Below are 20353 nucleotides of genomic sequence, written 5' to 3' on the forward strand. Positions count from 1 at the left end.
GAGCGTCATTCGCTGCCTATGGGATGAAGGCCCTCAAAGCGGGTCAGGGGCGAGAGCCGCATATAGGTCTTGACCTGCATAAACGCCCTCTCAGATGGGACGCCCTCGTGATCCAGCAGCATGCGCTCACCAATTACGTTCGAGGCTCGTTCGACGGTGGACTGCAAACGGCAATCTGAGTGCATATTCACGTGGTGCGGCACAGGGCGTGGTCCATGAGGTTGCGCAGTGCGTCTTCTTGGCGGTTCGCGGTCTGTGGGTCCGCCGGGCGGCTGTGCGCAGAGGCAGTGACGGTGCGTCGGCCGTCCGTAGTGGTCGCCGCTTGGACGAGGTATCCGAAGCCGCTTCCTCCGTGTCCCAGGTAACCGCCGCCGCAGGACAGGGGTGTGAGGAACAGGTCCAGGCCGTCTTGGGTGCCTGCGGGGTGGCCGCTGCCCTGCGGCACCGGGACCGTGGTCCGCAGGGCGGCGAGCTCGGCGGGCTTCAGCAGCTGTCCGTTGACCAGGGCGGTGAGGAAGCGGTTGAGGTCACGGGCCGTTCCGGTCATCGAGCCGTCGGCCCCGCTGTCGAAGGGGCGGTAGGGGAGGGTGGTGCCGACCATCGGTCCGTCCACGGTGAACTGCTGGTGGTTGGCCATGTGCGGATGCGGCAGGAAGGGCCGGGTGCCGGGGGTGTCGGTGTGCTCCAGGCCGAGCGGGCGCAGGATGCGGTGGCGGACTTGCTGTTCCCAGGTGCGGCCCGTGATCCTTTCGATGATCATTCCGGCGAGTATGTAGTTCGTGTTGGAGTACGCCCAGTGGGTGCCTGCTGGGAAGGCGGGCTCGTGGCACATGGCCAGGGCGACCAGCTCTTCGGGTTGGTAGGCGCGCCACCGGTTGGCGAAGTAGGTCTGGGCACTGGGATCGGGGAAGACGTCGTGGATGTAGTCGGACAGGCCGCTGGTGTGCTGCAGCAGGTCGCGGACGGTGATGGTCCGTCCGTCGTTTCCGGCTCCTGACGCGACCCCGGGCAGCAGTTGTTCCACCGTCTGGTCGAGGGAGAGCCGCTTTCACCCACCAGTTGCAGTACGACGGTGGCGACGAACATCTTGGTGGTACTGCCCAGTCGCAGGTAGCCGTCCTTCGGAACCGGGCGGCGAGTGACCAGGTCCCCCACTCCGGAGCGTGCGATGACTGTCCCGTGCGCAGTCTCCAGGCGGACCGCTGCTCCGGTGACGCCGGCATCCCGCAGCGCGTCGACGTCACGCTGCACGGACCAACCCGTGCCCGGAGGCTGCGGCGTGGCCAACGCCGCAGGGGATGACAGAGACGACACGGCCAGCGTCAGCGCTACGACTGACAACTGTGAGCGGCGAAAGATCATGACCCGAGGCCAGGAACCGCAAGGGCTACCAGCCATCCGACTGGCACCCCTTTTCGGACGGGTGCCAGTCGGATGGACGATCGGGCTGTCCTCCCGGACGGAAGCCGCAGGCCTCACGCAGCCGTATCCGGGTTGCCGCCTGCCCCCTCGGGCGCACGGCGCAGCATTCGCCGACCGGACCGCCGTACACCCTCCGGCGCCCGCTGCTCACTCGCGGGAGCCTCCCCGGCTCCTTGAGGATTGAACAACCGCTCCACGGGCAGCAGCCTCTCCCTTGTCGCCTCTGCGGCCGACTCGCTCGCGGTCGGTCCCATGCCCAGCGCTCTACGTGTCACGGGACGATCTTGCCTCTCCCCCTGCAGCGGCGGACCGGCGGCCCACCCCTACATGCGAGGGCCGGGTGCGCCACGCCGGGACGGCAGCGGCCCGGAGCTGCAGAGGACATTCCCGTATCCCTCCCGTGCGGCCTCGCATGGCCGGCGTTCCGAGGTGTCCGCTCCCCCTGCCCGACACCGACTACGACCGGCCCGACGACACCGTCGACGTCATGGAGAAGGACCCGATGGACGCCGTTCCGCTCTTCGACCGGTTCAAGGAACAGAGGAAAGTGCCATAAAACCGCAGGTCGGTGCCACTTTTCGAAGGGGGTGGCCCGGGCGGAGGCCGGCGCGGCATACTCGTCCCATGGCCGACATCGAGATCGACGACAACACCAGGGCCGCCCTCCAGGCCCTGGCGGACGACGCCGGACTGTCCCTGGAGGCCTACCTGGCCCGGGTGGCCGAGGAGAAGCAGCGCGAGCGCGCGCTGACGGCCGGCGCCGAGGCTTTCCGCCGGGTGACCGGTGATCCGGCGACCGTCGCCGCGTTCGACGCCGCGTTCGGCGGTCCGGTCCGGCACGCTCCGCGGGCGGCCTGACCTGTGCCCGGTGAGTACTACGTCGACTACCGGTGGTTCCTGGAGCGACAGGAAGAGCTCCTGCCGGAAGACCTGACCGTCAACGACTTCTCCGTGCTCGTCGGCATGGCCGCCCGCCACAAGGTCGATCCGCCCCGCCACGACCAGCACCAACCCGACCCCTTCTGGCGCGCGGCCGTCTTCCTGGAGGAGTGCGTGGTGCTGCGCCCGCTCCCGGCCCGCAACGAGCTGTTCGGCTACGGCCTGGCCGTCGCGTACCTGGAGATGCACGGGGAGCGGGTGGACACCAAGTTCGAGGTCTGGCGCGAGCTGATCACCGAGGTCCGCGCCCTGGAGCTCGACTCGTACGGCATCGCCGAGCGGCTTCGGTCCCTGCGGCTTCCCTGACGGCTCCGGCTCAGACAGCCGTGAGCGGCTACAGCGGCTCGGCAGAAGGGCGGAATGGCGGGCTCCTCGTCAGCGATGACGGGTCGTCTGCTGCGTCAAGGTGAAGGGCCGCACGGTCGAGGTGGTCGACCGCGCCGGTGAGTGGCTGTCCTGGACGCGCTGTTCCGCAAGGAGACGCACGGGGAGCGGTGAGGCAGTCCGGCACGCGCCCTCCAAGGAACTCGGCACGGAGCCGGAGGGTGCCCTGAACTCCGCGGACGTCCTCGGCTTCCTCCCGAGCGCGTCCGCACGCAACGACCCGCACCGCGTCCGGGGCAGCCTGGGTTCGCTCCGTGACGTCGTACGCGGCGGTGGCGCCCGTCGTCGGCCCCAGGTAATGGCGGTTCGGGCACAATCGGGAACCGTGCCCACAGCTCCCGATCCCGCCGTCCTGTATCCCGACGTCGCCGCCCACGGCAGTCTCGCCGTCGCGCTCCGGTCCGAAGGAGCAGGCTGCCTCGAGACCGTCTCCGTCACGTCCTCGGACTCCACTCCGCTGCTCCACGCGACCGTCGGGAGTACGGTGCCGCACCGTGGGCAGCTGGAGATCAGCGCCTGGCGGCACGAACGACGGTGGTCGGTCTGGGGCACGGAGTCGTTCCAGGACATGCCCCTCGTCGACGACCGTACGGACGACTTGGCGGAGGTCGCCAGGGCCGCCCGCGCGTGGCACGACGGGGCCGCGCTGGAGGACATCCGCCGGACGGCACCCTTCGTACACCTGACCGGCCGGTTCGAGGTGCCCGACCACGATCCCGTACGCCTGACGGAGTCGGAGTGGCAGGGCATGCGTCAGGAAGCAAGCGAACTGGAGTATCCCTGGCAGAAGACGTATCAGGCCCTGATCGAGTCGGCTTACGCCCAGCCGGCGCTGCGCGCCCTCTACCCGTTCACGAGCCACCGGGTGCTGCGCTTCTCGACCACGACCCGTCCGCGCCTCACCGTCGTCGGCCCCTGTCTGAGCGCGAACGGTGAGGGTACGTACGGCGTGGGCAGGGGCATCATCGACGCGGACCTCGGCCGGTTCGCCACGGCGCACGAGGCCGTGGCGCTGGCCGTGCGGCACCTGCCGGCCGGCCTCGACCCGATCGCCCTCGGCGGATGACCCCGGGCACCGGGGCCGCGTGAGGGACGATCGTGGGGTGGACGGCTCGGCTCGGGGACCGAGCGCCTCGGTCGGCGGTGGGTTCTCGGCTTCGCCCGTGAACTGTACGACCGGTTCGACGAGCGCCCGTCCAAGTGGCGGATCGGAAAGCCGCGTTGTCCAGCGGAGACCAAGTCCTACCACCCGGTGAGCGGGGGCTTTTCATACACCCGGAGAGCGGGCCACGGGTACCGTTCTGGTGTCGAAGCAGAACAGGAGCCCGTATGCATGCTCTGCCCGAAGACCACACCGGCGTGCGGATCGCGCGCCTGCGCCGGGAACGGCACCTCACTCAAAGAGCCCTCTCGGACCTTGCGGGGGTCCCCTACAGCACGCTGACGAAGACGGAGCAGGGAGTCCTCCCCGCAACCCCGCACGTCATCGCGGCGTGTGCGCGGGCCATGCGTGTGGAGGTCGCCACGGTCGTGGGCCAGCCGTACGCGAGTGAGCTGCGTGCCGACGAACTCGACGTCCTCATAAGGCCCATCCGGGAGGCCCTGGACGTCTACGACCTCGGACCCGACCCCGACATCCGTTCCCGCCGTCCCGAGGAGCTGCGGGACGAGGCGGAGGCTCTGTGCGCGGCCGTCCGCGCCGGCGAGATCAAGCAGGCCGCCGGCGAGGTGGCCGGCCTCATCGAGGAGGCGACGACCTCGGCCCATGTGAACGGGACGAGCGCGGGATGGCTGACGCTCGCCTCCCTCTACCGCACGGCGTACGACGTCACCACGAAGCTCGGTTTCGCCGACCTGGCCCAGCTGGCCCTGGCCCGCGTGGACTGGGCCGCACAGCGCGGGTCCGATGCCGTCCTCGGCGGCATGTACCAGTACTTGCGGGCCCTCACGTACCTCCGTGAGGGCAAGTACCGTACCGGTCAGCGGCTCGTCGCCCTGGGGCTGTCGACGCTCGCCCAGGCCGACGCCTCCCGGGAGCAGAGGGTCGTCACGGGACAGCTGCACCTCGGCGCGGCGGTCATGGCCGGCCGCGCGCACGACGGGACCCAGGCACGCGAGCACCTGGGCGAGGCGGAGCGGATCGCCGAGGCGACAGGCGAGTCGGTCAAGGTGCACTGGCTCGCCTTCGGTCCCACGAACGTGAAGGTGCACCGCGTGTCCGTCCTGGCCGAGCTGGACCAGTACGGCGAGGCCGTCGAAGCGACGGACGGACTGGCGATCCCGCAGGACTGGCCCAAGTCGCGGACCAGCCACTACTTCGCCGAAGTCGCCCGGGCGCAGATGTGGACGGGAAAGCTCGAGGCGTCGTTCCAGAGCCTGCTCAAGGCCAGGAAAGCGGCCCCGCAGCAGGCCAAGTACCACCCGATGGTGCGAGAGACCTACGCCGGACTGGAAGCCGCCCACCGCCGGCTCCCGGAGAACTTCCTGTCGTACGGCTCCTGGCTCGGCTCTGCCGCGTCGCACTGAGCAACAGCTACACGCACAGTCAGTCCATGGCCCCAACTATCCTCAACTTGTGATAGTTGGGGCCTAATTGCGCCAGCACCATGTCGTCACCGGCCACTTCGACACGGAGCCGACCATGACGACGACGTACTCCGCCGCCCGGCGGCACACCTGCCAGCACGCCCCTGACACCGCGTCCGCGCCCTTACGGCCCGGCCCGGACGCTGTCCGGTCGGCCCCACGCTCCCCCAAGAGGGCGCGATGACGACGACAGTCTCAACACCCCACACGGTCCTCCCCCGTCGCGGGGGCATGATGACCGTGTCCTTCGCGGTCACCCCCCGCCCCCGCGGCGCCCGTCCGCCCGCCGGGGACGCGGCCCGGGTCGGAGCCATGCGCCGCATCATCGCCGCACGGCTCAGGTACTGGGGGCTCGAGGCGATGAACAGCGACGTGACGCTGATCGTCTCCGAGCTGCTCACCAACGCCCTGCTGCACAGCGGCACCACGGAGATCAGCCTGACCGTCACCATGGAGGACGGGTTCCTCCTCATCGCGGTCCGCGACGGCATGCCGGGCAGCGCCGCGCCGAAGACGCCGGACGACAAGGACGAGTGCGGACGCGGCCTGCAGCTCGTCCAGGCCCTGGTGGAGGAGAGCGGCGGGGCCTGGGGCACCGGCGACAACGGCGCCGAGACCTGGTGCAGTCTCGCCGTCCCGGCGGGAGCAGTGCCGTGACCGCTCTCCCCCCGCCGCCCCGTTCGTCGGGAGAGAAGAACGTACACATCCCGTCCGAGCCGGCCCTCGTTCCCTTCATCACACAGCGGAAGGGTGAGGACGCCGCGCCGGACAACCTCTTCATCCACCGGCACTCCTCCGGGCCCCGGCTGTACTACGCCGACGAGGATTCCAGAGACCGGCCGATGCGGGGCGTCCTGTGGGCGCGGTGCGGGTTCAACCCGGCGGACAGCCGCAACATGCCGACGGGCGAGCCGCAGTGGAGGCTCATGCACCCGTACCGGCAGATGGCGACGATGCTGAAACTGCACTGCCAGGTGTGCGCGGGTCCTGCGCGGACCTCCTTGGGCTTCGTCTTCCTCGCCGGACCGAAGGATCACGACCCGATGGCGCCCACGATCCTCACCAACCAGCCTCCGGTGTGCGTGAAGCACGCTCGCGCCGCCGCCGCGCTCTGCCCTCATCTCGAGAAGAAGCCCCTGGTCTTCCTTGCCCGGAGCGCCCCTCTGCACGGAGTGCACGGCACGATCTACGGCCTCGACGCGTGGGGCGGAGTGCACGTCGTCGCGCGGCCTGACCACCCGCTGCCTTTCGGTCACCCGAACATCCCCACGCTCTTGGCGTCGCAGCTTGTCCGCCGGCTCAGCTCGTTCCGCGTCGTCGGCGTGAACGAGCTGTTGCGGGCCCTGGCCGCGCCCGTCGCACAGGCCCCTGCCCGGTGGTCCGGATGACGTGCGATCGCGGCCGTCGGGAGACAATGCCTCGGCGCGGGACGACTTCCCGACGCGTGTCCCCTCATGGGGAGGGCCATCTGTCCGTCCACGATGTCCGCATCACTGTCGATGCCAACGGCACGACCCTCCTGAGCCGCGGGGCGCAGCGGGGCCTCCACCGGTTCCGGAACGCTTCAGGCGGCGCTTTCGGCGGTGTCGTACAAGTCTCCGGGGATGAGGGGCCGGCGTCAGCAAGAACCTCACGGCTGGGTCACGACCGGCATATGTGTAGATTCCATGGATGCCTTGCGGTTAATCTGTGCCGCCGACTCTCCGTGCGCGATCAGGCTGCCGGTCGGGATTTTGAGGAGCCAGCGGTGGAGAACACGTCGCCCCTTCCCCCGAACGTCCCCCAGCGTCCGTCCAGCGCTCCCACAGTGCACACAACGGCCACCCCGACGAACGCGTCGGCCGGTTGGCGGGATGAGTTCGAGGACCACCCGGAGTACCAGCGCATCCTGACAGCGGTGGAGAAGCCGTGGTGGAAGCAACCGGCAGCCCTGTGGGGCGGCGTCGTCGCCGTCGCCGTGGGTTCCTTCTTCCTGGGCGGTGCGGTCCTGGGCTCTGATGGCAGTTCAGCCCCTTCTTCCCCCAGTCCCTGGGTGCAGGATCAGATGGATGACCAGTCGCAGAACAACCAGCAGCAGAACAACCAGCCTGCCGGGGTGTCCGCTGCGCAGAAGAGTCAGATCCTGAGCAAGTACTGCAATCAACAGGCCGGCGGTCCGTACAACGTGTCCGAGGCCGCGTATCTGGATTGCTTGCAGAGCTACGAGGTGACGGACCAGGGCATGGTCATGCCGAGGTAACCGGCTCCAAGGCCAAGCAGTGGGAACCGGCACGCGCTTGACCTTGGCCCGCGTCGCCTTCAGTCAGGTCAGGGCGGCACGGTGGACACCGTCCTGGAGGCACGCTCGGCGGCGTACCAGTGCGTGTCGTGTGGCCGGGCGGCACGGCAGAGCTGAGCCCGGGGACGCGAGAACCGTCGCCCTCAGGAATGGAGCGTACGGACTTCGGCTCATACGCGGGCGCCTTTCCCGAGCGTGGCCGGCGGGGGCATGGCGGGCCCCCGCCTGGTGTGGCCCGGGGCTGGAACCGGGGCCCAGGTCCGGTCGGTGATGTGCCGGTGGGCCGCCGCGTCGAGGGCGGCACGGCTGGTGTCCATGCCGATTGCGAGAGCGGTGGCCAGCAGGCTCTGCGCTGCGGCCTGCTGAGCGGCGCCGACCTGCTGAAAAGGGGTGCGGAGGCGCTCGAGCTGATGGTCGTGGAGCTGGTAGAAGCGGTACGGGTGGCCGGCCGGGCAGTGTTCGGGGACGTCGGTGAGCAGGCGGTGCTCGATGGCGGTCACGGCGCGGGGCGCGGCCACCGCGATCCGCCAGTCGGCGACGGTGAGGCGGTACGCGGTCTGGGCCAGTTCGGCGACGCCTCCCGAGTCGGCCACGATGTCCGGTGCCGGCCTTGTCCAGGGCGGACCGCTCCCGGAGTCGGGGTCCCAGTCACCGCCGAACAGCAGCCGTCCCGCGCGAAGGGCTGATGCACGTGCGATTTCCACGGCCGGGTGCGGGACCGTCCCCCGCGGCATGCGGGAGATCTGGCCCCGGCTCACCATCTCGTGGCTCGGCCGAGGGAGCCGAGGACGGATCCGGGGATCGTCCACGTCGACGACGCGCTCCCAGCGTTCCTGGACGTCCCTCCACACGCGGGCGGCGCTTCGGAAACGGTCCGCGCAACTTCTGAGTGCGGTGCCCGCCTCGTCCGGCGCTTCGGTGGCGGCCTGTACCAGGAGCCGCCCGGCGAGCATGGTGCCCAGGGACCGCCACCGGATGATCAGCTGCAGGTCGGATCCGCTGAGCGGCTGGGCGGAACGACCGTGGAGGGTCTCGTAGGCAGCGCGGGAAAGCTGCTCGCAGTCGTCCCGGATCCGGTCGGCGGCCTGGGTGAGCGGATCAGTGGGGAGTGCGGGGACCGGGGTGAGCGGCAGGGCCTGCGGAAAAGCCGCCAGCGTCGTATCCGCGTCGGCACTGGTGTGCCGTGCCTGGACGGACGCGTAGTGCAGGGAGGCATGAGCGGTCTGGAGCCTGACCGAAGCGTTCCAGTTGCCGAGCGTCTGGCTCACGGCGTGCACGATCCGGCTTGCGGAGTGGAGAATCCCGGAGGCGTGGCGCAGGTGGTACGCCCGTGCGGAGCGGGTGGTGAAAGCGAGCGCGTACGGGGTGACCGGAGCGCCGGTGCCGTCGCGGTGACCGCGGATCAGGTCGATGACCGCCCCGCTGGCCTCCACCGCGGAGCCGAGAGGGCCGTCGTGCGCCGCGCTGTCCGGGGTGACCGGCGGCAGCCAGCGGGCGGCGCCGCCGAGCGCCCGCCGGGCGTGGTGGAGGTGGCGGGAGGTGTCGTCGGCAGCGGCGTCGATGCGCTCCCCCGGCCGGCTGACACCAGGCGGGGCGGGGCCGTTCGCGGCCCCGCCCCGCCGCACGACATCGGAGAGGGACGACATGCTGTCGATGCGATTGCGCCTGACCGATCTCCAGGAGCCCAAGTGGAGATCGCAGGGCGGCCGTTGGATCAACGGCGAGAGTTGGATCGAGTTCCCCAACGTATCCACGCTGGTCATGGAGGTCAACGACGACCAGGCACCGCTCGTACGGGTCCGAGTGAAGGAGTGTAAGCGGGGTGAGGCCGACTTCGTCGAACTCACCATGGAGCCCGGACAAGCCCGCCTGACGGCAGGCGTCTTCGGCACAGCTCCGCTCTACCTGACAGAGAAGGCCGGCGCACTGCACGCTTCATGGGACCTGACGATGCTGCGACCGCATCTACAGGCTGACCGCCTGGTGTCACGCGTCGTCGCCCGAACACTGACGAGGCAACACCGCTACACGTCCGAGACGCTGTTCGAAGGCGTCTACCGCCTCACCGAACGGGCATCGGCCACGTTCACCACCTCGGGACTCGGCATCCACTATCCGAATCCTGCCGAACACGTCCTTGAGCCGCGTACGCTGCGGCCCGGCGTTGATCCACTCGCGGCTCTGGACGAGTTGCTGACCGACGTGATCCGCCAGGCGCCGACAGCAACCGGGTGCGTGGGCGTCGAGCTGTCCGGCGGCGCGGACTCCGGAAATGTCGCCCTGGCTGTGAAGGCCGCCCGCTTCCCCGAGGTGCACAGCTTCGGCCTGCTGGTGGGAGGAAGCACCGGCAGGCAACAGAGCGAGCGCCATCGGGCCCTTGTGGAGCACTGCGGCTTCCGAGACACGGCCACCCCCGCCATGCAGCACCCACCCTTCTGCCCCGGAGGCGTACGCGCTCTGCGCAAGCCACACGACCTGGCGGGAGCCTTCTACCAGGAGGCCTTCGACGTCGTTCGCGAGCAGGCAGCCGCCCGGCGGTGCGAGATCATGTTCACGGGCAGCGGCGGGGACGAGATCAACGCCCACCACTCCAGGACGCGGGCCGAACTGCCGATGCCCGAACCCGTGCCGTGGCTCGGCAACAAGGCCGTCCGAGCACTCACCGAGGTGAACGAGCACCTGGCCCCTATTCCGGTGCTGCCCGTACCGACCCTGATGGCGTTCGGGATGCACAACCCCGGATTCCTCCGGACCGGAGTCTGGCCAGTGAGCCCGCTCGTGCACCCGCGGATCGTGCGGTTCATGGAGCAGCTACCGCACGAGCACAAGCGCGGCAAAGCGCTTTTCCGCGAGCGGATCCGGCGGGCCGGGCTGCCCGAGTGGGTGGCCGAGCCGGCCGAACCGGAAAACTTCCTGGCCGTCCTGGAGAAAGGGCTGCGGTCCTACGGTTTGCCCGTACTGGACGACATGCTGAAGGAGTCCATCCTGGTGGACCTCGGCTGCGTTGACGGGAAGGCGCTCGCCGAGGCACGGAGGGACGCCAACGCTGCCCCGGTCGTTCCCGATCTGTTGTGCGACGTGCTCGCCCTGGAGGTCGGACTGCGAAGCCTCATGTGACCAGCCCTGACACGGAAGCCGAGCACGTGGAAGCCACAAACCTCCTGTACCGCGATCCGGCGCTCTACGACCTGGTCCAGCCCGACAGCACGAGCGCCGGGATGTGCCAGACTTTGATCGAGCTGCACCGGCCGGACGCCCGGACCCTGGCAGACTTCGGATGCGGCACCGGCCGGGACCTGGAGATCCTGGCCAAGCGCTTCGACTGCATCGGCGTGGACCTCCAGCCCGGCATGGTCGACCACGCCCACCAGGCCCGGCCGGAGCTGGACATCCGCACCGGCGACATGCGCACCGTACGACTCGGCAAGCGCATGGACGTAGTGACCTGCATGGGCAACAGCCTCGCCTACGTGCACGACAACGAGGAGATCAGCCAGGTCTTCGCCACCTTTGCGGCCCACGCCCGGCCGGGCGCACTGCTCGTGCTGTGCTCCCCAATCGCCCCGATCACCCGGACCGATCCGACCACCGCCGCGGTGGACACACCAAGCGGACCCGCGGCCGTCACCATCCGACATGAGTGGGACCTGCGGACCCAGATCAACACCATGCACCGACATTGGGTGCTCCCCTCGGGCGACGAGGCCCAGGACGAGATCCGCAGGCGCGTCCTGTTCCCCCGCGAACTGGAGCGTTACGCGGCGGGTGCCGGCTTTGAGGTCCTGGACATTCTCGACGGCACAGGGGCACGGCTCACCGCCCCGACCGCGTACACGGTGGCCCGATACGCCCAGAGATGAAGGCGAGGCGGAAGACGGCGCCAATTCCCGCCGCCCCCGCCGCTGACGGCAGTAGCGACGGCAACACCCACGGATTTCCGCGCATACTGAGGTTGAACTCGTGATGTCGTGCCGTTGCTCAGGTGGGCGTGATGGTCAGGCCGGTCTCGGCGAGGCAGCCGTCTATGAGGTCGCTGCGGTACTGGATGTGCCGTAGGCCGCGTCGGATGCGCTGAACGAGGTGTTCGGGGGTGTGGAAGGCGACGTTGGAGAGCCAGCCGCGCCGCAGCAGTGACCAGATCCCTTCGACGGGGTTGAGATCGGGTGCGTAGGGCGGCAGGTAGTAGATGGTCAGCCAGTCCCGGGCTTCGGCGAACTTCCGCAGGTCGGCGGCCTTGTGGACGTTGAGGATGCCCAGACGAGCACGATCGGGCCGCCGAGTTGCTGGTGGGCGGCGATCAGCAGGTCCCGGTAGTCACGCCAGGAGAAACTCTTGCGGCCGTCGCGGTTGCCGTCGTCACGGCGGGGCCGGTAGATCAGCCGGGACCGGTGGCCGGGTTTGTAGCAGGTCAGCGCGGCGATCGACACCCGTCTGCGGGAACGGCCCCGCACCCGGACCACCGGGGTCCGGCCGCGCTGGGACCAGGTTCTGGCCTGCGGCGGCGTCATGGAGAATCCGGCCTCGTCCTCGAAGACGAGCCAGGCTCCACGGGCCGCCGCGAGTCTTCCGCGCAGGGCCACACCTCCTTGACCCACCCGGCCACCGCGTCGTCGTCCCGCTCGATCGCCCGTCGGGCCGGGACCTGGCAGGACCAGCCGTTGCGCACCAGCAGTTTCCGCACGCCCTGGATGGTGTAGGCCAGATGGAAGCGCCGGCCGATCACCGTCTTGATCCGCGCGAGCGTCCAGCGTTGGTCCTCCCAGCCGTGCGCGGCAGGCCCCTTGGCCAGCTCCGCCTCCAGCTGGGCGAACTGTTTCTGGCTCAGCCTCGGCAGTGACGCCGGCCCCTGTGACCGCAGAGCCCGCGGACCGCCCTCGTCCCATATCCGCCGCCATCGCTGCACGGAGCGGACGCTGACCCGCAGGTCCTTGGCGATCACCGAGCTCGCCTCGCCCTGGGTGAACCTCTCGGCCGCCCTGAGTCGTAACTCCTCGCGGAACTGCTGCCGTTCGGCGGTCAACCCGCCCCCTTGTGGATACCGCATGCCCCGGTGATACCGCACGGGCAACGAGCCGTCAGCCCCTACGACACCACGAGTTCAATCTCAGTAATCGAACTTGCCGACCTCGTCCGATCGGACTGATCGGATTTCTCGCCTTCCAGAAGAGCTGAAAACAGGAGCCCCACCGAGTTGCGCTCGGTGGGGCTCCTGTGCCGTTTGACGGCAACGTCAGCGGACAACCGCCGAGGCGGGCGGGTCGTCAGGGGCCTCGTTCGTCCAGTTGAGGGCGCCGTTCAGGGTGTCGATGGCTTGGCGTTGGAGGCGGAGTCGGACGTGGGCGTAGACGCCGGCGGTGACGCCGATGTGGGCGTGGCCGAGGAGCTCCTTGATGACGACGAGGTCGCCACCCTGTTCCAGGAGCAGGGTGGCGGTCGAGTGCCTGAGGTCGTACTCGCGCATCCACGTTATGCAGACCTGCCATCCGCGAGCTGTCCGGCATTGCGCCGGACCGGATGGCGGCCGGACCTCTGATCAGCGTCTCCGACGGCACCTCCCAAGCCCGGTGACACCACCCCCCAGGTCATCCGTTCGACAGGGGGACACAGTCATGCCGGGCCCGGAGGCCAACGGCCCTCTTGCAGGACCGCGAAAAACATAACGAGGGGAGCTGTACGCCGGCGGAGGTGGCGCGGCGATCGGCGCTCGTGGTTTCACACGACGACTGCGGCGGGCGTGCGGCGACGGCGGTAGTAGGCGATCGCAAGAGCGATGGTGATGGGTCCCCATGCGGCGATGGGAGTAACGCACACCGTCGCCAGTGTCTGCCAGAACGCGTTGGTGTATTCGACGGTGTCGATGATGCCGTACGGGGCGAGCCTACGGCCGTCGCCGATCGGGACAGCGGTGAACAACAGGGTGAGAACCAAGCCGCCGAGGACGGCGGGGACAACGGCCGCCATCGGCCGGACGCGCTTGCCGCCGATGATCGGGATCCAGGCGGGTGCTACCTCTCCCCAGCCCCGGACCAGCCCGATGGTGAGGATCGCGGTCAGTTCCGATAACACGCTGAGCCCGAGAACGTACGGGATGCTCACCCAGTAGGTCGGCATGCCGATCTCCCCGATCTGCCCCATCTCGAAGTGCAGGGCGAAGGGGAGCCGCCACAGGCACGACGGCAGCAGAAGCAGCGGAAGCGCGTAGGCCAGGCGCATCGCCCATCGGGGGACGGGGCGCTCCGTGTCACTGACGGTCGGGGGCCTGTGGGAGATCTTCAACGTCATGACTCCATCCTCGTGCGCCGGGAACGACGAGCAGTCATCCACGACGACCGACCTTCTACCCCGCGAGGTGGGGACCGCATTGAGCAGCCTCCACCTGGCGAGGTACAGGCCGCAACGGACGGACCCGTACGGTGCGAGCGATCACGAGCACGTGAGGGGGCGGCGTGCGAGCGGAGGTGGCCGACGCGACTGCTCCCGGCCTGTCCTGGAGACTCCTCTCGGCATGCCTTGCGCCTCCTGGCTAAGAGGTTGTCTCACGTGGCAAGTTTCGCGAGCTTCTTGTAGCAGGTCAGGGCAGCTGCCAGGCCGCGGAAGGCGAGGAAGTGCGAGCCCTTTCGCTCGTATCGGACGGTCAGACGGCGGTAGCCGAAGAGCCAAGCGATCAACCGCTCGATCTTCCAGCGATGCCGACCAAGGCGTTCGCCGGACTCAATGCCTGGCCGCGCGATGCGCGCGACGAGCCCACGCTCACGCAGCCAGTTGAGGTGTTCTGCGGAGAAGTACGCCTTGTCCGCACGGAGCTTGGCGGGTCGGCGCCGCCGTGGTCCGCGGCAGGACCGGACGGCAGGGATTCCGAGGGTGAGCGGTTTGAGGGCGAGGCTGTCGTGCATGTTCGCACCCGCCCCGGCGACGTACCGGGCGACGACCAGCGCCGTGACGACGAGCACGGTCATCACGGCCCCGGCCGCCTCGGGCCCGTCGAGGAGCAGTACGAGAAGGACACCGTCGAGGACGACCTGGCCGGCTACAAGGCGCAGGCCAAGGCCGTCGCGGCCGCCCTCGACACACACGTCGAGGGCCTGGACGGCGTCGAGGGCACCGAGGTCGGCAAGCTCCGCGCGACGCTGACAAAGGCGGCCGGGAACTGGAAGAAGGCCGCGAACGCCGCCGACGCCGACGCGTTCTACCTCGCCTACGACCCGGCGTTCACCGACATCGACCCGAACAAGTCGGTCGCCGCCCGCAAGGAACTGGGCCTGGCCACCACCGTCCCGGCCGACGAGGCCGAGGTCTGGGCGGGCTGACGCGCCGTCGGGCCGGATACGCGCACGACGAGGGGCCGGGAGCAGACCTTCACCGGCTCCGCTTCCGGCTCCCCCGACATCGCGCCCGGTCAGGCCGGCCGAGGACCGGGCCGGGCCCGTACGACCCACATGTACCCGGCCAGGCCGAGTGCCCCGCGGACCATGGCGTCGGCCCACACGGGCCCGACGCCCCGGCCCGCGGCCCACAGGAGGAGCGAGCTCAGCACACCGGCCACGGCGACCGCGCTCCCGTACCTGAACAGGGTCGTACGCCGTCTGCCCAGCCGGACCCCCAGAAGCCCGGCCGGGATCTGCACCGCCACGTGAAAGCCCGCACAGATCAGCGGCACGGCGAAGAGAAGGAGAAAAGGAGCGTCCCCGGTGGGATCACCGGCCGGCGACGCGTAGCCGGCGTCCACCATCCAGAACGGCGGCACCAGGAACGTCAGCAGAAGCAGGGCCCCGCTCACATGCATGGCCCCCAGGTGCCGCAACGCGGAAGGCGGACCCCCGGCATCCCACCCCCTGCCGACCGGACCACCAGCACTCCCGCCCATGTTCCCCTCCCTCAGTCGCACGCACCCGTGGGCGAGGGTAACCAGGCGGTCGCCGACGACGACGACCGGGCGTCTTCGTACGGCCGGACGGCCTGACGCGGCCGGGCGGATCCGCACGCTCGCCGGCTTCGCCCGGCCGGTGCGCCCCCAACCTCAAATGTTGCTCTGAAGGTGGCCGGGTGCGGTTCGGGGGTGTGCCGGGGGGCCATATCCCTCTCACCTACGGGGGCCGGACACACCGGTGGAGGAGGGGACGATGGTGCGACTGGGGACGGGGATCGGGTGGCGGCCGGAGATCGCGGAGGCCGTCGAGCACATGCCGGGGATCGACTGGGTCGAGGTCGTGGCCGAGAACGTGTGTCCCGGGCATCTGCCCGAGTCGCTGGAGCGGCTGCGCGAGCGCGGGGTGACCGTCGTGCCGCACGGGGTCTCGCTGGGTCTCGGCGGGGCCGAGCGGCCCGACGAGGGGCGGCTGGCCGCCCTCGCCGAGCGGGCCGAGGCGCTCGGGTCGCCGCTCGTCACCGAGCACATCGCGTTCGTCAGGGCGGGCGGGGCACTGACCGCCTCGTCGCTGATCGAGGCCGGGCATCTGCTGCCCGTGCCGCGCACCCGTGACGCCCTCGACGTGCTGTGCGAGAACGTCCGCATCGCGCAGGACGCGCTGCCCGTGCCGCTCGCCGTGGAGAACATCGCCGCGCTGATCTCGTGGCCCGGCGAGGAGATGACCGAGGGGCAGTTCCTGTACGAGCTGGCCGACCGGACCGGCGTACGGCTCCTCATCGACGTCGCCAACCTGCACACCAACCACGTCAACCGGGGCGAGGACCCGGCGAAGGCGCTCGCCGAACTGCCCCTGGAGGCCATCGCGTACGTCCATGTCGCGGGCGGGTTCGAGCGGGACGGCGTGTGGCACGACAGCCACGCCCACCCCGTTCCGCGGCCCGTGCTCGACGTCCTCACCGACCTCGCCTCCCGGGTCTCCCCTCCCGGCGTACTGCTGGAGCGGGACGAGAACTTCCCGGAAGCGGCGGAGATGGAGCGGGAGTTGGGCACGATCCGGCAGGCGGTCGAGGAGGGGACGCGGCGCCGGCACGCGGGCGCGGCGCCGGTGACGGTGGCGGGTGTCCGCCCCGAGCCGCTGCAGGGCTCCCTCGATGCCGCCCGGCAGCGGCTCGCGCTCGCGCAGACCGCGGTGCTGTCCGCGCTGGTGGCCGGGACGCCCGTACCGGAGGGGTTCGACCGGGTGCGGATGGGCGTGCAGGCGCGGGCGCTCGCCGCCAAGCGGGCCGATGTCGTCGCCGAGGTCGCGCCCGAGCTGCCGGTGATCCTCGGGGACGGGTACCGGGCCGCCTTCCTCGCGTACGCGCAGACGTGGCCGATGACCGGCGGCTACCGGCGGGACGCGCTGGACTTCGCCGAGCACGTGCTGGCCGGGCGGCCGGGGGACGCGTCGGTGCGGCGCGAGTTGCGGGAGTGGTGGCTGGAGCGATCGGGGTCGAGGCCGCGTTCGGGCAGGCCGGCGGTGCGGCTGGCGCGGGCCACCCGGCGGGTGTTGCTGCGGCGCTGACCGCCGACGCCCGACAATCCGAGCGGAACGTCGGATACCGACAACACTCCGTCCCGGATCGTGAACAAGGCATGGTGCTGTCGCGACCGTGCGCTTACAAACGATTCATGTTCTGGGTCCCTCTCCTGCTCCTGGCCTGGGCCGTCGCCGGTGCGGCGTGCCTGCGGCTGTGTCTGGCCGCCGTGCGCGGCGCCGCCGTGGCCGACTCCGACGCGGGGGCGGGACGCGATCTGACGCTGTACGAGGCCGCGTTCCTGTCCGGCGGCCCCGGGCGGGTCGCCGATGTCACGCTCGTCGCGATGGCCCGTCAGCGGCGGCTGCTGCTTGCGCACACCGGCTGGGCGACGGTCGTCGATCCGTGCGGGCGGGACGAGATGGAGCGGTCGGTGATAGGGGCGATAGGGCCTCAGGGGCAGGCGCCCCTCGCACCGGTGCGGGCCGCCGCGGCGACCGCGGACGCCGTGCGCGGGCTCGCCGAACGGCTGGTCGGCGCCGGGCTGGCGGTGCCCGACGGGGCCGGAACGACCGTCGCGGAGGCGGTACGGCGGGTGCGGCTCGCCGTGCCGGCCGTGGCCGGTCTGGGGGCGGCCGCCCTGATCGTGCCCGTCCCGTCGGACATGCCGCGCCTTCTCGTCGCGCTGTGGTTCGCGCTGCCACTGATCCTCACGCTGGGCTCTCTGGCCGTCGCGCGGTTCGAGGTCCACCCGTACTCGTCCTGGGCCTCACCGGCCGGTCAGCGTCTGCTGGACGCGCTGCCCCGCGGCGCGGGCGGCACCGGTGACGACCGTACGTATCTCACCTCCGTCGCGGTACGCGGCATCCGCGCGGTGGGCGAACCGGAACTGCGCGCGGCCTTCGCGCACCGGGGGCCCCACGAAGGGCATTGACGCCGACACCCCGGCGCACGGTGCTTGCTTCGGACCGCCGACGTACGAAACATCCCTTTTGTCGCCGTCGTGCACCGAAGGGATCGTCGATGAGAACCGCCGCCGTCCATGTGACCGCCGGGTCCTTGCTGCTCACCGCCCTGGCCGCCGCCCCGGCCGGCGCGGGACCCGCCGACGCCGAACTGCGCGGCACCGCGACGGCCGCCGCGCGGGCCGCGGCCGAGGGCATCGACTTCGGCGCCTGCCCCGCCGAACAGGAGCTCCCCGGCACCGTCCAGTGCGGCACGGTCCGCGTCCCGCTCGACTACACCCACCCGGACGGGAAACAAATCGAGCTCACCGTCAGCCGCGTCCGGGCCACCGGGAAGGACCCCGACAACAGCAAGCGCGAGGTGCGCAGGCAGGGCTCCCTGGTCCACAACCCGGGCGGGCCGGGCGCCACCGGCATGTACTTCCCCATGATGGGCGTGCTGCCCGAGTGGAAGCGCGTCGCGGCGGCGTACGACCTCGTCGGCTACGCCCCGCGCGGGGTGGGCCGTTCGGCGCCGCTGTCCTGCACGGACCCGGGGACGTTCTTCAAGGGCCCCTCGAAGGCGCCCGTCCACCCCTCGGCGGCGTACAAGCGGGAGCGCGTCGCGCGGGCCAAGGCGTACGCGCGGGGGTGCGCCGAGCGGAACGGCGACTCCCTGCGGCACTACAACTCGCTCAACAACGCCCGTGACCTGGACGTCCTGCGCGCCGCGCTCGGCGAGAACCGGCTGACGTTCCTGGGATCGTCGTACGGCACGTACTTCGGGGCGCTGTACGCCACGCTGTTCCCCTCGCACGTACGGCGGATGGTGTTCGACTCGGCGGTGAACCCGGCCCCGGAACGGATCTGGTACCGCAACAACCTCGACCAGTCGGCGGCGTTCGAGGACCGCTGGGCGGACTTCCGGGCCTGGGCCGCCCGGCACGACGACGTGTACGGGCTGGGGAGCACGGCGCGCGAGGTGCAGGCCGGTTACGACAGGGCCCGTGCGCGTCTGGCGAAGGAACCGGCGGGCGGGAAGGTCGGGCCGGAGCAGTTGCAGGCGGCGTTCCTGAAGGCCGGGTACTACGACGACCACTGGCCGCATCGCGCGCACGCGCTGTCGGCGTATCTGAAGGGCGATCCCGCGCCGCTGGTCGAGCAGGCCCAGGAACATCCGGAGGCGGCGGCGGAGGCGGAGAACGCGCGGGCGGTGTATCTCGCCGTGGAGTGCAACGACGCGCCCTGGCCGGCGGACTGGGCGGTGTGGGACCGGGACAACACCCGGCTCGCCCGCCGGGCGCCCTTCGAGACCTGGAGCAATGTGTGGACCAACCTGCCGTGCGCCTACTGGCGGGCACCCCGGCAGCGGCCGCTGGACGTGCGCGCGGGCAGCGGCGAGCTGCCGCCGACGCTGATCCTGGCGGCGGAGCGGGACGCGGCCACCCCGTACGACGGTGCCCTGGAGCTGCACCGGCGGCTGGCGGGGTCGGCGCTGGTGACCGAGCGGGACGCCGGCAGCCACGGTCTCGCGGGCGGGTCCAACGCCTGCGTGCACAACCACCTGGAGGCGTATCTGCTGGACGGCCGGGTCCCGGGGCGGCGCGCCGCCTGCGCACCGCACCCGGAGCCCGGGCCGAAGCCGACGGGCGATCGGGCCGGAGAGGACCGGCCCGCCGTCTGATCAGGCCAGGCCCGCGACCAGTTCCGCGACGTCCTTGCGGCGGCCCGTGAAGAACGGGACCTCCTCGCGGACGTGCATCCGGGCCTCCGAGCCGCGCAGGTGGCGCATGAGGTCGACGATCCGGTCCAGCTCGTCGGCCTCGAAGGCGAGGATCCACTCGTAGTCGCCGAGGGAGAACGAGGCGACCGTGTTGGCGCGCACGTCGGGGTAGCCGCGGGCCATCTTGCCGTGGTCGGCGAGCATGCGCCGGCGGTCCTCGTCGGGCAGCAGGTACCAGTCGTAGGAGCGCACGAAGGGGTAGACGCTCACATAGTTGCGGGGCGTCTCGTCGGCGAGGAACGCCGGGATGTGCGACCGGTTGAACTCGGCGGGCCGGTGCAGCGCCATGTTCGACCAGACCGGCTCCAGGGCGCGGCCCAGCTTGGTGCGGCGGAAGAGGTTGTAGGCCTCCTGGAGCTGGTCGGCGGTCTCGGCGTGCCACCAGATCATGAGGTCGGCGTCCGCGCGCAGACCCGACAGGTCGTAGGTGCCGCGGATCGTGACGTCCTTGGCGGCGAGCTGGTCGAACAGCTCCTGGACCTCGTCGGCGTACCCGGCACGGTCCTCCGGCAGGACGTCCTTCAGCTTGAAGACGGACCAGAGGGTGTAGCGGATGACCTCGTTGAGGTCCTTGGCCAGCTTGCCCTTGTTCGGGATCCGGTCGGGGGCGGGGGTGGTGGCGTCGTCACTCAT

General features: G+C 70.5%; 20 protein-coding genes and 4 pseudogenes. 14 read left to right on the top strand and 10 right to left on the bottom strand.

Annotated elements, in window-relative coordinates; translation table 11 throughout:
• Positions 1–187: 187 nt before the first annotated feature.
• A complete protein-coding gene (locus ACH4VX_RS18370) occupies positions 188–1024 on the bottom strand; it encodes a serine hydrolase domain-containing protein (protein WP_398368438.1) in 837 nt (278 codons plus the stop codon).
• An 83-nt stretch (positions 1025–1107) separates the two neighbouring features.
• A pseudogene (locus ACH4VX_RS18375) lies at positions 1108–1398 on the bottom strand (hypothetical protein); the annotation flags it as partial.
• Between the two features lie 436 nt (positions 1399–1834).
• On the opposite strand from ACH4VX_RS18375, the gene ACH4VX_RS18380 reads away from it, so the two are divergent.
• The 8 genes from ACH4VX_RS18380 (at position 1835) to ACH4VX_RS18415 (ending at position 7570) form a co-directional block, all read left to right on the top strand.
• Positions 1835–1978, top strand: a complete 144-nt coding sequence (locus tag ACH4VX_RS18380; RefSeq protein ID WP_398368439.1) for a hypothetical protein — start codon at positions 1835–1837, stop codon at positions 1976–1978.
• Between the two features lie 68 nt (positions 1979–2046).
• Positions 2047–2280, top strand: a complete 234-nt coding sequence (locus ACH4VX_RS18385) for an antitoxin MazE7 (RefSeq protein WP_398368440.1) — start codon at positions 2047–2049, stop codon at positions 2278–2280.
• A gap of 3 nt (positions 2281–2283) precedes the next feature.
• Positions 2284–2667 carry a toxin Doc gene (locus ACH4VX_RS18390; protein ID WP_398368441.1) on the top strand — a complete coding sequence of 128 codons (384 nt, stop codon included), beginning with the start codon at positions 2284–2286 and terminating at the stop codon, positions 2665–2667.
• Positions 2668–3070: 403 nt separating this feature from the next.
• On the top strand, positions 3071–3811 hold the full coding sequence (locus ACH4VX_RS18395) for a DUF6193 family natural product biosynthesis protein (protein ID WP_398368442.1): 741 nt from the start codon (positions 3071–3073) through the stop codon (positions 3809–3811).
• A 263-nt stretch (positions 3812–4074) separates the two neighbouring features.
• Positions 4075–5271: a helix-turn-helix domain-containing protein gene (locus tag ACH4VX_RS18400; protein WP_398368443.1), complete on the top strand. Its 1197-nt coding sequence runs from the start codon at positions 4075–4077 to the stop codon at positions 5269–5271.
• Between the two features lie 240 nt (positions 5272–5511).
• Positions 5512–5988 carry an ATP-binding protein gene (locus tag ACH4VX_RS18405; RefSeq protein ID WP_398368444.1) on the top strand — a complete coding sequence of 159 codons (477 nt, stop codon included), beginning with the start codon at positions 5512–5514 and terminating at the stop codon, positions 5986–5988.
• A complete protein-coding gene (locus ACH4VX_RS18410; protein WP_398368445.1) occupies positions 5985–6719 on the top strand; it encodes a hypothetical protein in 735 nt (244 codons plus the stop codon). Before ACH4VX_RS18405 ends, ACH4VX_RS18410 begins: the two co-directional genes overlap by 4 nt.
• Before the next feature lie 359 nt (positions 6720–7078).
• Entirely contained in the window at positions 7079–7570 is a 492-nt protein-coding gene (locus tag ACH4VX_RS18415; protein ID WP_398368446.1) for a hypothetical protein, read from the top strand.
• A 209-nt stretch (positions 7571–7779) separates the two neighbouring features.
• On the opposite strand, the gene ACH4VX_RS18420 is transcribed toward ACH4VX_RS18415, so the two are convergent.
• A complete protein-coding gene (locus ACH4VX_RS18420; RefSeq protein WP_398368447.1) occupies positions 7780–9255 on the bottom strand; it encodes a hypothetical protein in 1476 nt (491 codons plus the stop codon).
• Between ACH4VX_RS18420 and ACH4VX_RS18425 the strand changes: the two genes are divergently transcribed.
• Positions 9254–10726 carry an asparagine synthase-related protein gene (locus ACH4VX_RS18425; protein ID WP_398368448.1) on the top strand — a complete coding sequence of 491 codons (1473 nt, stop codon included), beginning with the start codon at positions 9254–9256 and terminating at the stop codon, positions 10724–10726. The two genes, ACH4VX_RS18420 and ACH4VX_RS18425, sit on opposite strands and share 2 nt — an antisense overlap.
• Before the next feature lie 26 nt (positions 10727–10752).
• Positions 10753–11469 (top strand): class I SAM-dependent methyltransferase, encoded by a 717-nt coding sequence (locus ACH4VX_RS18430; protein WP_398368449.1) that lies wholly within the window; start codon positions 10753–10755, stop codon positions 11467–11469.
• A gap of 118 nt (positions 11470–11587) precedes the next feature.
• Here the strand turns inward: ACH4VX_RS18430 and ACH4VX_RS18435 are convergent.
• From ACH4VX_RS18435 to ACH4VX_RS18455, 5 genes and pseudogenes are all read right to left on the bottom strand, one after another.
• Positions 11588–12117 (bottom strand): annotated as a pseudogene (locus ACH4VX_RS18435) (transposase).
• Positions 12114–12653, bottom strand: a complete 540-nt coding sequence (locus tag ACH4VX_RS18440; protein ID WP_398368450.1) for a winged helix-turn-helix domain-containing protein — start codon at positions 12651–12653, stop codon at positions 12114–12116. The pseudogene ACH4VX_RS18435 and the gene ACH4VX_RS18440 overlap by 4 nt, the downstream one beginning before the upstream one ends.
• A gap of 186 nt (positions 12654–12839) precedes the next feature.
• Positions 12840–13070: pseudogene (locus ACH4VX_RS18445) on the bottom strand (tyrosine-type recombinase/integrase); the annotation flags it as partial.
• Positions 13071–13321: 251 nt separating this feature from the next.
• Complete coding sequence (locus ACH4VX_RS18450; RefSeq protein WP_398368451.1) at positions 13322–13891, bottom strand: hypothetical protein; 570 nt, start codon at positions 13889–13891, stop codon at positions 13322–13324.
• Between the two features lie 254 nt (positions 13892–14145).
• Positions 14146–14502: a transposase gene (locus ACH4VX_RS18455; protein WP_398368452.1), complete on the bottom strand. Its 357-nt coding sequence runs from the start codon at positions 14500–14502 to the stop codon at positions 14146–14148.
• 96 nt (positions 14503–14598) lie between these two features.
• Between ACH4VX_RS18455 and ACH4VX_RS18460 the strand changes: the two are divergent.
• A pseudogene (locus ACH4VX_RS18460) lies at positions 14599–14916 on the top strand (hypothetical protein); the annotation flags it as partial.
• 89 nt (positions 14917–15005) lie between these two features.
• Here the strand turns inward: ACH4VX_RS18460 and ACH4VX_RS18465 are convergent.
• The gene (locus ACH4VX_RS18465; RefSeq protein ID WP_398368453.1) at positions 15006–15392 is read right to left on the bottom strand and encodes a hypothetical protein; all 387 of its coding nucleotides are present in this window, start codon (positions 15390–15392) and stop codon (positions 15006–15008) included.
• Positions 15393–15729: 337 nt separating this feature from the next.
• Between ACH4VX_RS18465 and ACH4VX_RS18470 the strand changes: the two genes are divergently transcribed.
• From ACH4VX_RS18470 to ACH4VX_RS18480, 3 genes are all read left to right on the top strand, one after another.
• Positions 15730–17040 carry a DUF692 domain-containing protein gene (locus ACH4VX_RS18470; protein WP_398368454.1) on the top strand — a complete coding sequence of 437 codons (1311 nt, stop codon included), beginning with the start codon at positions 15730–15732 and terminating at the stop codon, positions 17038–17040.
• Positions 17041–17147: 107 nt separating this feature from the next.
• Complete coding sequence (locus tag ACH4VX_RS18475) at positions 17148–17927, top strand: TIGR04222 domain-containing membrane protein (protein ID WP_398368455.1); 780 nt, start codon at positions 17148–17150, stop codon at positions 17925–17927.
• Between the two features lie 89 nt (positions 17928–18016).
• On the top strand, positions 18017–19621 hold the full coding sequence (locus ACH4VX_RS18480) for an alpha/beta hydrolase (protein WP_398368456.1): 1605 nt from the start codon (positions 18017–18019) through the stop codon (positions 19619–19621).
• On the opposite strand, the gene hemQ is transcribed toward ACH4VX_RS18480, so the two are convergent.
• The gene (gene hemQ / locus ACH4VX_RS18485; protein WP_398368457.1) at positions 19622–20353 is read right to left on the bottom strand and encodes a hydrogen peroxide-dependent heme synthase; all 732 of its coding nucleotides are present in this window, start codon (positions 20351–20353) and stop codon (positions 19622–19624) included.

It is taken from the genome of Streptomyces sp. NPDC020731, from assembly GCF_044334705.1.
Lineage (GTDB): Bacteria > Actinomycetota > Actinomycetes > Streptomycetales > Streptomycetaceae > Streptomyces.

Coding starts and splice junctions, on each gene's coding strand:
- ACH4VX_RS18480 (WP_398368456.1), top strand. CDS start 18,017: ATGAGAACCGCCGCCGTCCATGTGACCGCCGGGTCCTTGCTGCTCACC.
- ACH4VX_RS18455 (WP_398368452.1), bottom strand. CDS start 14,502: ATGCACGACAGCCTCGCCCTCAAACCGCTCACCCTCGGAATCCCTGCC.
- ACH4VX_RS18400 (WP_398368443.1), top strand. CDS start 4,075: ATGCATGCTCTGCCCGAAGACCACACCGGCGTGCGGATCGCGCGCCTG.
- ACH4VX_RS18470 (WP_398368454.1), top strand. CDS start 15,730: ATGGTGCGACTGGGGACGGGGATCGGGTGGCGGCCGGAGATCGCGGAG.
- ACH4VX_RS18420 (WP_398368447.1), bottom strand. CDS start 9,255: ATGTCGTCCCTCTCCGATGTCGTGCGGCGGGGCGGGGCCGCGAACGGC.
- ACH4VX_RS18425 (WP_398368448.1), top strand. CDS start 9,254: ATGCTGTCGATGCGATTGCGCCTGACCGATCTCCAGGAGCCCAAGTGG.
- ACH4VX_RS18405 (WP_398368444.1), top strand. CDS start 5,512: ATGACGACGACAGTCTCAACACCCCACACGGTCCTCCCCCGTCGCGGG.
- hemQ (WP_398368457.1), bottom strand. CDS start 20,353: ATGAGTGACGACGCCACCACCCCCGCCCCCGACCGGATCCCGAACAAG.
- ACH4VX_RS18475 (WP_398368455.1), top strand. CDS start 17,148: ATGTTCTGGGTCCCTCTCCTGCTCCTGGCCTGGGCCGTCGCCGGTGCG.
- ACH4VX_RS18380 (WP_398368439.1), top strand. CDS start 1,835: ATGGCCGGCGTTCCGAGGTGTCCGCTCCCCCTGCCCGACACCGACTAC.
- ACH4VX_RS18385 (WP_398368440.1), top strand. CDS start 2,047: ATGGCCGACATCGAGATCGACGACAACACCAGGGCCGCCCTCCAGGCC.
- ACH4VX_RS18465 (WP_398368453.1), bottom strand. CDS start 15,392: ATGCATGTGAGCGGGGCCCTGCTTCTGCTGACGTTCCTGGTGCCGCCG.
- ACH4VX_RS18450 (WP_398368451.1), bottom strand. CDS start 13,891: ATGACGTTGAAGATCTCCCACAGGCCCCCGACCGTCAGTGACACGGAG.
- ACH4VX_RS18440 (WP_398368450.1), bottom strand. CDS start 12,653: ATGCGGTATCCACAAGGGGGCGGGTTGACCGCCGAACGGCAGCAGTTC.